9 protein-coding genes and 2 tRNA genes are annotated in these 13,763 nt (G+C 70.4%); 5 read left to right on the top strand and 6 right to left on the bottom strand.

The window, feature by feature from the left end:
* The first annotated feature begins 2 nt into the window (after positions 1-2).
* On the top strand, positions 3-1,430 hold the full coding sequence (locus J4709_RS46740; protein ID WP_208251949.1) for a cyclic nucleotide-binding domain-containing protein: 1,428 nt from the start codon (positions 3-5) through the stop codon (positions 1,428-1,430).
* Positions 1,431-1,455: 25 nt separating this feature from the next.
* On the opposite strand, the gene J4709_RS46745 is transcribed toward J4709_RS46740, so the two are convergent.
* A complete protein-coding gene (locus J4709_RS46745; protein ID WP_208251950.1) occupies positions 1,456-2,763 on the bottom strand; it encodes a sensor histidine kinase in 1,308 nt (435 codons plus the stop codon).
* A gap of 350 nt (positions 2,764-3,113) precedes the next feature.
* Between J4709_RS46745 and J4709_RS46750 the strand changes: the two genes are divergently transcribed.
* Positions 3,114-4,004 carry a LysR family transcriptional regulator gene (locus J4709_RS46750; protein WP_208251951.1) on the top strand — a complete coding sequence of 297 codons (891 nt, stop codon included), beginning with the start codon at positions 3,114-3,116 and terminating at the stop codon, positions 4,002-4,004.
* Here J4709_RS46750 and J4709_RS46755 read toward each other — a convergent pair.
* The 3 genes from J4709_RS46755 to J4709_RS46765 form a co-directional block, all read right to left on the bottom strand.
* Positions 4,001-4,918, bottom strand: a complete 918-nt coding sequence (locus J4709_RS46755; protein WP_208251952.1) for a glycerophosphodiester phosphodiesterase — start codon at positions 4,916-4,918, stop codon at positions 4,001-4,003. The two genes, J4709_RS46750 and J4709_RS46755, sit on opposite strands and share 4 nt — an antisense overlap.
* A 156-nt stretch (positions 4,919-5,074) precedes the next feature.
* On the bottom strand, positions 5,075-6,817 hold the full coding sequence (locus J4709_RS55235) for an adenylate/guanylate cyclase domain-containing protein (protein WP_307802104.1): 1,743 nt from the start codon (positions 6,815-6,817) through the stop codon (positions 5,075-5,077).
* A gap of 39 nt (positions 6,818-6,856) precedes the next feature.
* The gene (locus tag J4709_RS46765) at positions 6,857-8,278 is read right to left on the bottom strand and encodes an amino acid permease (protein WP_208251953.1); all 1,422 of its coding nucleotides are present in this window, start codon (positions 8,276-8,278) and stop codon (positions 6,857-6,859) included.
* Positions 8,279-8,552: 274 nt separating this feature from the next.
* Between J4709_RS46765 and J4709_RS46770 the strand changes: the two genes are divergently transcribed.
* Positions 8,553-8,630: transfer RNA gene (locus tag J4709_RS46770), tRNA-Asp, on the top strand.
* 20 nt (positions 8,631-8,650) lie between these two features.
* Positions 8,651-8,724, top strand: a tRNA-Phe gene (locus J4709_RS46775).
* Positions 8,725-9,247: 523 nt separating this feature from the next.
* Here the strand turns inward: J4709_RS46775 and J4709_RS46780 are convergent.
* Both J4709_RS46780 and J4709_RS46785 read right to left on the bottom strand, forming a co-directional pair.
* Positions 9,248-10,141 carry a hypothetical protein gene (locus J4709_RS46780; RefSeq protein WP_208251954.1) on the bottom strand — a complete coding sequence of 298 codons (894 nt, stop codon included), beginning with the start codon at positions 10,139-10,141 and terminating at the stop codon, positions 9,248-9,250.
* A gap of 1,118 nt (positions 10,142-11,259) precedes the next feature.
* A complete protein-coding gene (locus J4709_RS46785; RefSeq protein ID WP_208251955.1) occupies positions 11,260-12,156 on the bottom strand; it encodes a LysR family transcriptional regulator in 897 nt (298 codons plus the stop codon).
* 120 nt (positions 12,157-12,276) lie between these two features.
* Here J4709_RS46785 and J4709_RS46790 point away from each other — a divergent pair, with 120 nt between their 5' ends.
* Complete coding sequence (locus tag J4709_RS46790) at positions 12,277-13,050, top strand: SDR family oxidoreductase (RefSeq protein WP_208251956.1); 774 nt, start codon at positions 12,277-12,279, stop codon at positions 13,048-13,050.
* The last annotated feature ends 713 nt before the right edge of the window (positions 13,051-13,763 follow it).

The following is a 13,763-nucleotide window of genomic DNA, read 5'->3' on the forward strand; positions in this document are numbered from 1 at the left end:
ACATGTCAAGACAGCAGAATCGTCCCCCGACCTTCGACCTTCCTCCTGTTCACCCCCACTCCCCCGATTCGCACCTGCACGACCCCGACGCGGCCGCGCTCTCCACGGCCGGCGCGGTCGGCGGGGCCGGCACCGCGGGCAGGGCCGGCGCCGCGGGCGCGGGCGGTACGGCCGTCCGGCCCGCGGGCGGCAAGGCAGCGGGCGCCGCGGGCCGTCCGGCGCGGCCCGGGTTCTGGGCCTCGCTCGCCCCGCTGGAGCAGGCCGCGTTCATCGCGGCCGCGCACGAGGCCGAGTACCCGCTCGGCGAGGTGCTGTGGCGCGAGGGCGACGCCGCCGACCACCTGCTCGTGATCCGCTCCGGCGCGGTGCGGATCTGCGTCGACCGCGACGGCGGCGAGCGGATCGTCGCGTTCCGCGGCCCCGGCGACATCATCGGCGAGCGTGCGGCGCTGCTGCTGCGGCGCCGGTCCGCGACCGTCGTCGCGGTCGACACCGTCCGCGCCTTGTGGATGACGACCCAGGAGTTCGCCGCCTACCTCACCGCGCACACACGGGTCGTCGCCGTGGTGGAGAAGGAGGTGTACGACCGGCTGACCGAGCGCGTGTTCCCGTCGCAGGAGCAGGCCCGCGCCACCGCGGCGCCCATCGACCCCTACGCAGCGCCCATCGATCCGTATACGGGGACGAGCGCCTACGCCGCGGTCACTCCGTACGACGACGACGGCGTCCTGTCCCCGTACGCCGCGCGCGCGGCGGAGCCCACCCTGCGGCTCACCCCGTCCTATGCGCAGCCCAAGGGCGCGCCTGGAGGCTCGTATGCCACCGCCCTGAAGGAGCCTCCAGCGCGACGGCCGTGGGCGGGCCACATCTGCTCCATCATGTTCGTCGACATAGCGTCCTTCAGCGCGCCGTACCGCAACGACATCGACCGGCTCGAGATGCGCCGGATCATGTACGAGTTGCTGTGGGAGGCGTTCGCGGAGTCCGGCGTCCCGTGGGACGAGTGCCACCGCGAGGACCGCGGCGACGGCGCCCTGATCGTCGTCCCGCCCGAGACCCCGGTCGCCGCCGTCGAGCCGGTCGTCGCGCGGCTCGCCGCGTCGCTGCGCCGCCACAACCAGGCCGCGCAGGAGGCCGTCCGCATCCAGCTGCGGATGGCGCTGCACGTCGGGCCGGTGACCACCGACCCGCAGGGCGTGTCCGGCTCGTCGGTGATCCACGCCGCCCGGCTGCTGGACGCCCGCCCGCTCCGCCAGCGCCTCGCCGAGACCCGCGCCGACCTCGGCTTCGTCGCGTCCGCGTTCGTCTACGAGTCGGTGCTCGCGCACGCGCCGGGCCACGATTCCGCGCGGTACGCGCCGTTCACGTGCCGGGTGAAGGAGTCGCGGCTCAAGGGCTGGATGCGGCTCGCGCCGGACGGCCGCGGCTGACCACGCCCCGGGCGGTCGCGGCCGATCAGGACTCGCGCGGGATGCGCAGGACGAACCGGGCGCCGCGGTCGCTGTCCTCGACCTTCAGCGTGCCGCCGTGCGCCTTGGCGATCTCGCGGGCGATCGGCAGGCCGAGGCCGGTGCCGTTGGCGTCGCGGGCCTTGCCGGCCTTGAGCCGCGCGAACCGCTGGAAGACGACCTCGCGCTCGTCCGCCGCGATGCCCGCGCCGTCGTCCAGCACCTCCAGGACGGCGGTTCCGTCCTCGTCGCGGACGGTGACGCTCACCTGCGATTCTGCGTGCCGCTCCGCGTTGTCCAGCAGGTTGGTGAACAGCCGGACGAGCCGCAGCCGGTCGCCGCGCAGCTGCACGCCCTCCTGCAGTCGCGTGACGATCCGCTTGCTGCGGTCCGAGCGGGCCAGCTCGATGGTGACCATGGCGGCCAGGTCGACGGTCTCGGTGTCCTGCCAGGCGCCCGCGTCCAGCCGGGCGAGCTGCAGCAGGTCGGTGACGATGGCCTGCAGCCGGTCCAGGGTCTGCAGGACGGTCCGGGCGGTGCGCGGCCAGTCGATGTCGTCGGCGTACAGCAGCGCCTCCTCCAGCTGTGTGCGCGCGGCGGCGATGGGGCTGCGCAGGTCGTGCGAGGCGTCGGAGGTGAAGCCGCGCTGCTTGGCGAGCGCCGCGTCCAGCCGGTCGAGGGTCGCGTTGACGGCCTCGGCGAGCCGCCTGATCTCGTCCCGGTTCTCCGGCACCGTGACCCGGCGGCCGGACTTGCTCGCGGTGATCTCGGTCAGCTCGCGGCGGATCTCGTCGACGGGCGCGAGCGTGCGGTCGACGGTCCGCCACGTCCGCAGGGCCACCAGCAGCACCAGCAGCAGGCCGACGCTGACCAGGAACGTCAGCAGGCCGCCGCTGACGTACCAGGGGATGCTCGGCGCGGCGGCGTAGACCTGCCACTCCCCGGCCGGCTGCCGGACGGTGAAGTCGATCACCCAGTGGCAGCCGCGCAGGCCGGCGGGCGGGCAGAGCACCTGGGCGTCCTTGAAGCCGGTCGCGGCGCCGGGCCGGAAGGTGGCCATCGGCGGCCCCTTCACCGCGCCCGGGGTACCGGCGATCACGGTGTCGTGGGCGTCCAGCACCTGGATGGCGATGCCGTGCGGCGCGCTGATCGCGCCGCGCACCGGCCGGGTCCGGAAGTCCTCGACGACCCGCAGCGCCTCGGAGAGCGCCTGGTTGCGCTTGTATTCGGTGACGCGGCCGCGCACCCCGATGACGATCAGGGTGACGAGGACGGCGCAGATCAGGGCGGCGACCGTCCCGGCAATCACGGTCATTCGCACCCGTATGGACCATGTTCGCCGTCCGTACACCCGACCTCCCGCAGGTGAGGTAATCACCCGCAGCACCGGATTCAGTCCTCGCGACGGGCGCCCGGCGTCCAAGAGAGGCCAAAGAAATGGTTGCCCATGACGCCCCGCTGACCTGCGAGGACGCTACGCTCGTCCGTTTCGGCCGTCCGGCCCGCGGGGCCGCGGTGCCACCGCCGCGACCGGCGCGTCAGGGACCGCGCGAGGGCTCCGCGCGCCCGCCGTACCGGGAGGTTCCACGCATCCGCCCCCGGCGGACGGCCCGAGTCGGCCAGAAGCTCCAGCGCTGGACGTTCCCGCTGTTAGCATCCCCGGTTATGGAGCTGCGCCAGCTGGAGTACTTCGTGGCGGTCACCGAAGAGGCCGGTTTCACCAAGGCGGCCGCGAAGCTGCACGTCGCGCAGCCCGGCGTCAGCGCGCAGATCCGGCAGCTCGAACGCGAGCTCGGGCAGCCGCTACTCGACCGCTCCGGGCGGACCGTCCGGCTCACCGAGGTCGGCGCCGCCGTGCTGCCCTACGCCCGCGCCGCGCTCGCCGCCGTCGAAGGCGCCCGGCTCTCGGTGGACGAGCTGACCGGCCTGCTGCGCGGCCACGTCACCATCGGCACCATCGACTGGATCGCCTCCCTCGACCTGCCCGGCCTGCTCGTCGGGTTCCACCGCGACCACCCGAACGTCGAGGTCACCGTCGTCCAGGACGACTCGGCGTCGCTCGCCGAGGGGCTGCTCGCCGGCCGCACCGACCTCGCCTTCCTCAGCCTCGGCGCCGAGCCGCCGCCCGGCATCGCCGTCCAGTCCGTCATCGAGCAGGACCTGTTCGCCTCGATGGCGCGCGACCACCCGCTCGCCGGGCGCTCGTCGGTCTCCCTGCGCACGCTCGCCGAGCACGACCTCGCCAGCCTGCCGAAGGGCACCGGGCTGCGGGCCGTCCTGGACGAGGCGTGCGCGGCCGCCGGCCTGCGCCCGCGGATCGCGTTCGAGGCCGGCGAGCCGCCCGTTCTCGCCCAGCTCGCCGCGCACGGGCTGGGCGTGGCGGTCCTGCCCGAGTCCGCCACCGCGATCCGGGCGGACGAGCTGGCGTCGATGCCGATCGTCCGGCCCCGGCTGCGCGGCCGGATCGCGCTCGCGTGGCGGGCGGAGGGCCCGCGCGGACCGGCCGCGCGGGCACTGATCGCCCGCGCGCGCGCCGCGCTGCCCTCCCTGCCCTAGGCGCTCGCCTTCAGCACGGTGTACAGGACGTCCGGCTTGTTGGTGATGATCCCGTCCACCCCGAGGTCGACCGCCTTGGCCATCTTGGTCTTGCTGTTGACCGTCCAGGTCAGCAGCCGCAGGTGCGCGGCGTGCACCTGCTTCACGTAGGACTTCGTCAGCTCGCCGTAGGACGGGTTGATCAGGTCCGCGTACGCCTTGAGCTTCTTCAGCTCCTTGGCCTTCGGCTTGCCGAGCAGGCCGGTCGGCACGCCGGGCAGGTCCTTGTGGAAGCGCTTGACCGACGCCCAGTCGAACGACTGCACCACCAGCCGCCGCTCGCTCGGCCGGCCCTTCGCGCCCAGCCAGTACGACCGGTGCCGCTTCAGCGCCGCGGCCACCCGGCCCTCGATCCCCGGATACAGCGCGGGGCTCTTCAGCTCCATCAGCATGCCGAGGCCGCTGCCGCTCGCCGCCTTCAGCGCCTCGTCCAGCGTCGGGACGCGCTGGCCCTTGTACTTCTTCGAGTACCAGGACCCCGCATCCAGCCTCTTGATCTGCTTGAGCGTGAGCTGCGAGACCTTCCAGGGCTTCTTCTTCGGGTAGACGTGCTCCACATTGGTCGTCCGGGCCAGCGTCGTGTCGTGCATGACGACCAGCTTGCGGTCCTTCGTCTGCTGGACGTCGAGCTCGACCATGTCCGCGTGCCGGGACTTCGCCAGCCGGAACGACGCGAGCGTGTTCTCCGGCGCGTACTCGGACGCGCCGCGATGCCCCACATCGAGGATCCGGTGCGCGGACGCCTGCTGCTGTTGGAGGAGCGGGACGAGCGACGGGAGCAGCGGATGCGGGTCCGCGGCGGCCGCCGTCGCGGAGCCGGTGCTCACCGCCGCGGTCAGGACGGCCGTGAACGCGAGACCATGCCGACGGGACATTGTCACCTCTCGGGGAGCCGGGGGTTGGCCGCCTCGACCCTCGAATCGTTCGATGACACCCTGGTTACGAGCCGGTAGCAGACCGTGTACACACGATGACATTACGCATCCGCGGCGTGCGTTACGAGCCGGACACGGCATCTTCCCCGGATCGACTCAGCCGTCCCCTTGCGGCCGTTCCTCCCCCGGACCGCCGCCGGCCCCGGCCTCGTCCGGCTTCGCGCTCCTGGCCGCCCTCGCCAGCACCAGCGCCCCGAGCAGCGCCCGCCGCCCGCGCCGCAGCGGACGCAGCGGACGCGGGAACCGCGCGCGCCGCGGCACCTGCGCGTCCGGCGCCGGCGCCGGCTCCGGCACCACCCCCGGCTTCGGCGGCCTCGGCGCGCCCAGCCGGGTCGGGCGGCTGCGCCCCCGCAGCGTCACCGACCTGCCGAACTCCCACTCGTCCGACTCCGCCAGATGCGCCAGCTCCACGACCGTCCCCGACGCCAGCGCCCGCCCCGGCGACGTCTTCGCCAGATCGCTCAGCCGCGCCGCCTCGTTCACCGGATCGCCGATCACCGTGTACTCGAACCGCTGCTCCGCGCCGATGTAGCCGGCCACCACCGGGCCCGCCGACACACCGATCCCCGCGTCCAGCATCGGCACCTCCGCGCGCAGCCGCACCGCCAGCTCCCGCGCCGCGCCGAGCGCCCCGCCCGCCGAGTCCTCCAGCTCCGTCGGCGCCCCGAAGATCGCCAGCGCCGCGTCCCCCTCGAACTTGTTGATCCACCCGCCGTGCCGCGCCACCACCGCCACCACCACGCCGAAGAACCGGTTCAGCAGCCCCACCACCTCGTCCGGGCCGCGGGTGTCCGCCAGCCGCGTCGACCCCGTCAGGTCGACGAACAGCACCGCCACCTGCCGCGTCTCGCCGCCGAGCTCGATGTCGCCGCGCTCCAGCGCCAGCCCCGCGACCTCCTCGCCGACATGTCGGCCGAACAGGTCCCGCAGCCGCTCGTTCTCCCGCAGCCCCGCCACCATGTGGTTGAAGCCCGCCTGCAGCTGCCCGACCTCGCTCGCGTCGTACACCGCCACCTCGGCGCCGAGGTCGCCCCGCTCCACCTGCGCCATCCCCGTCCGGACGGACTTGATCGGGTCCGCGATCGCCTGCGTCGCCATGTACGTCACGTACATGCCGACGACGATCGCCACCCCGCCCAGCCCGAGGATCGTGATCGCGAGCTGGGCGACGTCGATGTCCGGCGCCGCCAGCGCCGCGACCGCCACGCAGATCAGCCCGAACACCGGGATCGCCGTCCCGAGCGCCCACGCGAGCATCACCCGCGTCGTCACCCCCGGCAGCCGGAACCTGCGCGGCCGCTCCGCCGCCAGCACCAGCGCCGCCGCCGGCCGCAGCAGCCGCTCCGACAGCAGGTACACGATCGTGCAGGTCGTCGCCGCGCCGAGCAGGCACGTCAGGCCCGTCTTCACCGCGAGCCGGCCGGTGAACAGCACCACGTCCAGCCCCGCCCAGCCCGCCGCGCCGACCCCCCACAGCGCGCCGACCAGGAACGTCAGCCGGAGGGGCCCCAGCAGGACGGCCCGTCCCTCCGCCTGGTCGGGCATATGGCCGCCCCGCACCAGGCTCACCACCGGACGCCACAACCACAGCCCCGCGAGCAGCGCGATAGGGCCCGCCACCGCCGGATAGCCGAAGAACGCGATCGCGTTCACCAGGTGCACATGCTCCGGATCGTCCAGCGGCGGATCCGGCACCACGAACGTCGCGAACAGCAGCACCACCAGCCCGCCGCCGATGTTCGCGACCACCACCACGACCGCGAGCACCCACCGGACCCGCACCTCGAGCATCGTCCGGGGCACCCCGGGGAGCAGACCGCGCGCCACCGTCCTGGTCACCTGCGCCTCCGTCCCCGAGGTCCCACGGGAATCATCGCATCATGCGGTGGTGCTCTCCTCGGCGATCGCGGCATCCGACGGCGCCTCCCGCTGCGAACTGCGCCACACCAGCGGCCAGCCCGCGAGGACGAGCACGAGCCAGCCCGCCATCACGTACAGCGCGACCCGCGTGTCCGCCTCCCACGCGATCGTCACCGTGACGAACGCGAAGAACGCCAGCACCAGCCAGTTCGTGTACGGCGCCCACGGCATCCGGTACGGCGACCTGGGCAGCACACCGGCCGCCGCCTTCCGCCGGTACGCCATGTGCGCGACCAGGATGACGCTCCACACCAGGATCGCGCCACCCGTCGACACCGACGTGATGTACTCGAACGCCTTGTCCGGCACGACCGCGTTCACCACCACGCCCACGCCCATGACCAGCGCGGAGATGACGACGGTGAGCATCGGCACGCCACGCCCGTTCAGCCTCGCCAGCGCCCGCGGGCCGTCTCCGTTGACCCCGGCCGTCCGCAGCATCCGCGACGTCGAGTACAGGCCGCCCGCGTTGCACGAGGACAACGCCGCCGTCAGCACCACGAAGTTGACGATGTCCCCACCGCCCGGAATGCCGATCTTGTCGAACGCCAGCACGAACGGGCTCGCCCCGCCCTTGAACGCCGTCCACGGCACCACCGCCATGATCACCAGCAGCGACAGCAGGTAGAACAGCGCGAACCGCACCGGCAGCGCGTTGATCGCCCGCGGGATGTTCTTCTCCGGGTCCTTCGCCTCGCTCGCCGTCACGCCCACCAGCTCGACGCCCAGGTAGGCGAACATCACCATCTGCAGCGTCATCAGCGTCGGGCTGAACCCCTCGGGGAAGAACCCGCCCTGGTCCCACAGGTTCGAGACGCTCGCCGTCTTCCCGGCGTCGCTGAACCCGAAGACCAGCACCCCGATCCCCACCAGGATCATCATCACGATCGCCGCGACCTTGATCATCGCGAACCAGAACTCCAGCTCGCCGAAGAGCTTCACCGAGATCAGGTTCACCACGAACAGCACGACCAGCGCCACCAGCGCCGTCTGCCACTGCTCGACGCCCGGGAACCACTTCTGCACGTACTTCCCGGCCGCCGTCAGCTCGGCCATCCCGGTCGTCACCCAGATGATCCAGTACGTCCACGTCGTGGCGTACCCCCAGAACGGGCCCAGGAACTCACGGGCGTACCCGGCGAAACCCCCCTCCGCATGCCGGTAGGTGAGCAGCTCGCCGAGCGCCCTCATCACGAAGAACAACATCAATCCAGCGACGGCGTACGTCAGCACGAGACTCGGGCCGGCCTTGGCGATGTTCTCCCCGGCCCCGAGGAACAACCCCGTGCCGATGGTGCCGCCGATGGCCAGCATCTGAATCTGGCGGGTACCGAGCCCGCGCTGATAGCCGTCCGCTTGGTCTGGGAGCTTTGCGACCACGCGTTCTTTCCAGCCTCTCACGTCTGCGTCCGCCCCTCGGGGCGGCTCTGGCCCGGCCAGACTAGGAACCCGGCCCCCAAAAGCGAAACACACCCCCGCATCCACCCGATGACGCTCCGTGTCCCCCCGTCCTCCCCCATCCCGCCCGCCTCACTCCCGCCGTTAACGAGTTGGCGCCGTCCTCAGGAGTCGCGTATGCTCTCGGACGTCGCCAAGGACCGGCAGCCCGCCGGTCAGGCCACCGCCCCGAAGCCGCTAAGCTCGAGGCAAGCAAGGTCCTGTGGAGCAGCTAGGAGTGCTCGCCACCCTGTCAAGGTGGAGGCCGCGGGTTCAAATCCCGTCAGGACCGCCAGACGCGCCGACGCGCGTCCTGGGCAGGTAGCTCAGTCGGTACGAGCGTCCGCCTGAAAAGCGGAAGGTCGGCGGTTCGACCCCGCCCCTGCCCACACCTCGTGACCAGCCAAAAGGCCCGGAACCAGACCAGGTTCCGGGCCTTTTGACAGTAACGGCCCCAGTCGAGCACATCGTCGGCGCCGGGCGCCGGACACGCAAGCAAGCGAACCCGGCCCCAGCTCCCATGTCCGGAGAGTTTGACGGCTCTGAGCGTCTGTGCGGGTCTCTGCGAGGTCGGTTGAGCTCGTTGATACCAGGGAGCTCCCCCTGGACCGGAACACTCATTCGCGCGAATCGGTTCTACCCACACCGGTCCGTTCACGCAAATAGGCACTCCGGAGCGATGTACGCCTATGCAGGGAGTGCAGGACCGAGTTGCAACAAGAGAACCGCCGGGACTTGCGTCCCGGCGGTTGGCAGGCCATCAGGCCCCCTGCTTATCCAATGCTCGATAGCAAAGGACTTGTTCTGGCTTTCCCCGCCCGAAGGCAGTGAACTGGCCCACAGCCGACGATCTACTAATCGACTGCACTCAGGAGCGCACGATCACGCCCTCGGTGAACAGGTGCGACGGGATCAGTCCCGTCTTGTCGGCGTCTCCTCGGCGGCCTCGGCGGCCTCCGCGTCCAGCCGTGCGGTGATGGCGGATGTGGAGGTGACGATCCCGAAAGCCACCCACTGGACGGGACTCGGGTTCACCGTCGCGATGCCGAACAGGGCGAGGAGGACGGGGGCCAGTGCCACCGCCACCATCGGCTGGAGAGCCGGGGCCGTGGCGGCCCAGACACCCATGCCGCCCTTGGTCAGGTGGATGCCCGCTCGCGTCTGCATGACGGCGGCGAGAGCCGTTGCGAACAGCCCTGCCCCCAGCATCGCGACCAGTTCGGTGGGGCCCCATGTCCAGTTCCCGATCGGAGTTCCGAGGTAGTCGGCCAACGGGAAGCACACCGGGATGACGACCACCATGCAGATGACGTTGGCCTGTGCGACACCCTGGTCGCGCTTGTCGCCGAGCAGTTTGGCCTGGCTCGGCAGGTTGAAGGGATGCGTCGCCGCAGCGAGTGCGGCGATGATCCCCAGAAGGCTGATGCGCTGGTCGCCCAGGAGGGCGCCGGTCGCGATCAGCACGGCGAGGAAGATCGGAACCCGAAGGGCCCGACCCGTTCCCGTGGTCTTGGGAAGCCCGGCGAGAAGGCTCCCCAATGCGGTGATGCTGGCGTAGGGGCCCGCGCCGATGTGGGCGAACGCGATGGGCCCGCCGATCTTCATGAGGGAGCTGGTCAGCGCGTGCTGCAGCATCCCCCTCCGCTGACGCGGAGTCAGCTTGCGCGGGTCCAGTCCCTGGACGCCGTCTCGCGCGAGCGCGATCACGACGAGGATGCCACCACCGAAGACGGTCATCCCCAGGGTCCCCTGGAGAGGCGCCGACAGTACGCGGGTGCACACGAAGCCCACGCCGACGATCAACACTGAGCCCAGCATGAGGGCGGCCCCCATTTGGGAGCCCCTGAGTTTGGGCAAATTCACCGTTCTCATTTGTTTTCTCCTGTTCCTGGCTTAGCCGGGGACAGCCCATGGCCGACAAGGCCATGGACCTTACGGTTGCGTGGGTCCATGGCCGCTTGGCCACCTCTTTCAACAGTCCCCGGCAGCCCAGGATCGGCAATCAGCCGACGCGAGGAATTCCGGATCCACGCCCTCGTCGTCGTCGGGTCGTGGCCGGCTCGGAACACGGCGGCCTCTCCGTTGCAGGGTGTTACCGCGTGCGGGTGTGCCCCAGGGCTATTGCAAGGCCGATGAGCGTTGCACGCAGCGAGGAAGCCAAGGTCAGCGTGATGCTGGATGGGCCGACAGCGGGCCATCAACCAGGTTGATCAAGGACAGGGATGGTCACTCGCGGTACGCCGCGACGCCAGGTCAAGGGACCCGATTGGCTGTATCAGCGCTATTCCCAAGCCGGCAGCACCCGTTCGGTCTCCGATGCTGTGTGCCGAATGCGTGCCGAGATTCGAGGGCGCGAGAAGGAAACGGCAGGGCAGAGCGGCTCGACGCTGGACTGCAACCGCCGCACGGAGAGCACTGTCCAATGCTTGAGCGAGCGCGAAGCGGGGGTCTCGCTGCTCCCAGCTCCCCGCGGGCCGGAGGGCACGCCCGCGCGAAGCTGTCTGTCACACCGTCTCGCCGTTCGCGCGCGCGCACCTCCGGGACGGGTGTGGGTGCTAACGGCGGTGCTGACAACGGGGCCGGATGAGCGACGTGCGGGAGGTTGCGGCGGTGGCCAGGAGACAGGTGGGGACTTTCCTGGACGGCCTTGATCTTGCTTGTGGCCAGGTGGGGTGAGCGAGCCCGAACCAGAGGCTTCACAGCCCTCAGACCCCTGCGAGCCGGGGCGCGTGACGCCTGTGTGCTTTGGGTGCCGGCATTGAGCTACCTACAGCAACATGGACAAGCCGAACTCAGTTGACAACGGCCAGCTCGAATTCCCCACGTACGGCCAGTTGTTCAGTCACCCTCGGTGACGTCACCAGGTGCGGCCCGTGGGGGGTGTCAACGAGTGATCCGGTCCGGCTCCACGGGGGCGAAGCCTGTCAGAGCGTGGCTCCGTCGAAGGGGCCCAGGTCGCGGACGATCTGGGAGAGGGCCCGGATCATGTCGTTCTCGGCTTCGGTTTGCCATACCAACGCGAACGCAAGCGCATTCATGTCCAGAACGGGCAGGTACGTGACGTCGGGACGGCTCCAGTAGCGGCTGACGTGCTGAGGGAAGAGGGTGATGGCCTCCCCGGCGGTGACTGCGGAAAGGATCTCCTCGGCGGTATTCATGAGGAGACTGCGGTCGATCCGGTGGCCCGCAGGAGTCTGGGGCGGGCAGTAGCTTTCCCCCCAGTAGTCGGGCCTGGACGGAGCGTCCGAGTGCCGGAAGTCGGCGAGCATCTCCACCGATGCCGCGGTGTGCCGGGTGAGTTCGTGATCGGTGGCCACGGCCAGCACGCGCGGCTCGGTGAGCAGTAGCGGGCCTACGGTCAGATCGGCCTCCTCGACGGGCAGCCATGCGACCAGGACGTCGATGTCGCCCCGGCGCAGCCCGGCGAACGGATCAACGTAGGAAGCCATCCGGATCTGCAGTTTCCATTGCGGGTGATGGCTACGGAAGGTTTCCCAATAGCGATGCAGGTCGTAGGCGTTGTAGGGGATCATGCCCAGCCGCAGCACTCCGGTGATGCCTTGCGCGGCCAGCCTGGCTCGGCGCATGCCGTCCTGGAGCCCAGTGTAGATCGGCCACAGATCATCGCGCAGCTGCCGGCCGAGCGGGGTCAGCCGCACCCTGCGGGTGCTCCGCTCGAACAGCGGGGCACCGATCTGGCGTTCCTGCTTCTTGATCGCCTGGGTGACCCGTGCGGGGGTGACGTGCAGCCGGGTGGCGGTGCGGGCGAAGTGGAGTTCCTCCGCCAGGGTCAGGAAGATCTCGATGTCGCGTAGCTCCACGGCCCCCTCAACACTGTTAACGCTGGAGTTAGTCCACTCTTGAGAACTTTGTCGTTGTTCCGGCGATTCCGGGGATCCATCCTAAATGCCTGATCAGGCCAACGATCCTGGAGTGACGAGATGACGTACCTGACCGGCAAGGCCGCGCTGGTGACCGGCGCCTCGCGTGGCATCGGCCGGGCCATCGCGCGGCGGCTTGCGACCGGTGGCGCCCTGGTGGCCGTGCACTACGGCAGCAACGACAATGCGGCCGCCGAGACCGTACAGCTGATCGAGAAGGACGGCGGCCAGGCCTTCCCGGTACGGGCCGAACTGGGCGTGCCCGGAGACGTCGACGCCCTGTTCGCCGCGCTGGAGCAGGGCCTGGCCGCCAGGACCGGCCGGGCACGGCTGGACATCCTGGTCAACAACGCCGCCATCAACACCGGCGGGACGGTCCAGGACATCACCCCCGAGGCGTTCGACCGGCTCGTGGCGATCAACACCAAGGCACCGTTGTTCATCACCCAGCGAGCCCTGCCGCTGCTCAACGACAACGGCCGGATCATCAACGTGACCACCGCGGCGACCAGGATCGCGATGCCCGAGGCGCCGTACGCGATGACCAAGGCGCCCGTGGAGATCCTCAGCCGCTCCCTCGCCCACGTCATCGGCGCGCGAGGCATCACCGTCAACGCGGTGGCACCTGGCCCGACGGTCACCGACATGAACCCCTGGATGCTCGGCAACCCCGAGGTCCAGCAGATGGTCGGCACCGGCAACGCCATCCCCCGCGTCGGCCAGCCCGACGACATCGCCGACGTGGTCGCCTTCCTGTCCTCCGAAGCCGGCCGCTGGGTGACCGGACAGGTCATCGACGCCTCCGGTGGCTGCTTCCTCGGCCCCCGGATCTGATCTCCACCACCAACAGCAAGACCTCCCAGCTCCAACCCACTGCCGCCATGCCCCTCCGGAAGGGAATGGCACAGAGTGACGATCGCGGCCAGTTGGTTCCCCGCCAACTGGCCGCCAGTGGGGAATCGCAGCTGGCCACTAACACTCAGTGGGCAGGTCTGGCGGAATGGCGTGGGTCGGCGGGTCACCGTCGAGCAGGATCGGGCGGCCCTGGCTCGTCTCATCGACTACGACACCGCGCCGGTCAGCATGAGCGACGCGGTGGCCCACGAGTGACAGCAACGCTGACAGCAACAGCAGGCACCAGCGGCAGCCACGGGCGCACAGTGGCAGCCGCTCGGCCTCGGCCGATGCACGCGCGGCAGGGATGTCGCCCTAGCTGAAAGCGGAAGGTCGGCGGTTCGACCCCGCCCCTGCCCGCACCTCGTGACCAGCGAAAACGTTGACGACAACGGCCCCTCATGACGGCTGTCATGGGCCGAGCGGCCGGCCTCTCACGACGAAGTCCCTGTACTCGTAACCGAGCATCCCAAGGTTGACTCACCAGCGCGGATCGGCGCCCATCTCCCGCCCGGCCAGCGCCCGCTGTCTAGTCCCACGAGATGCTTGACGTTCTAGTCCCGGGACATGCTTGACGGATGTTCTAGGTTTCATGGGGCGGCCTTGCGGGGCCGGTGGGCTTTGATGCTGCGGACGGGCTGGGTGGTGGTTCG

The sequence above is a fragment of the Actinomadura violacea genome (assembly GCF_017573465.1).
In the GTDB taxonomy this organism is placed as follows: domain Bacteria; phylum Actinomycetota; class Actinomycetes; order Streptosporangiales; family Streptosporangiaceae; genus Spirillospora; species Spirillospora violacea.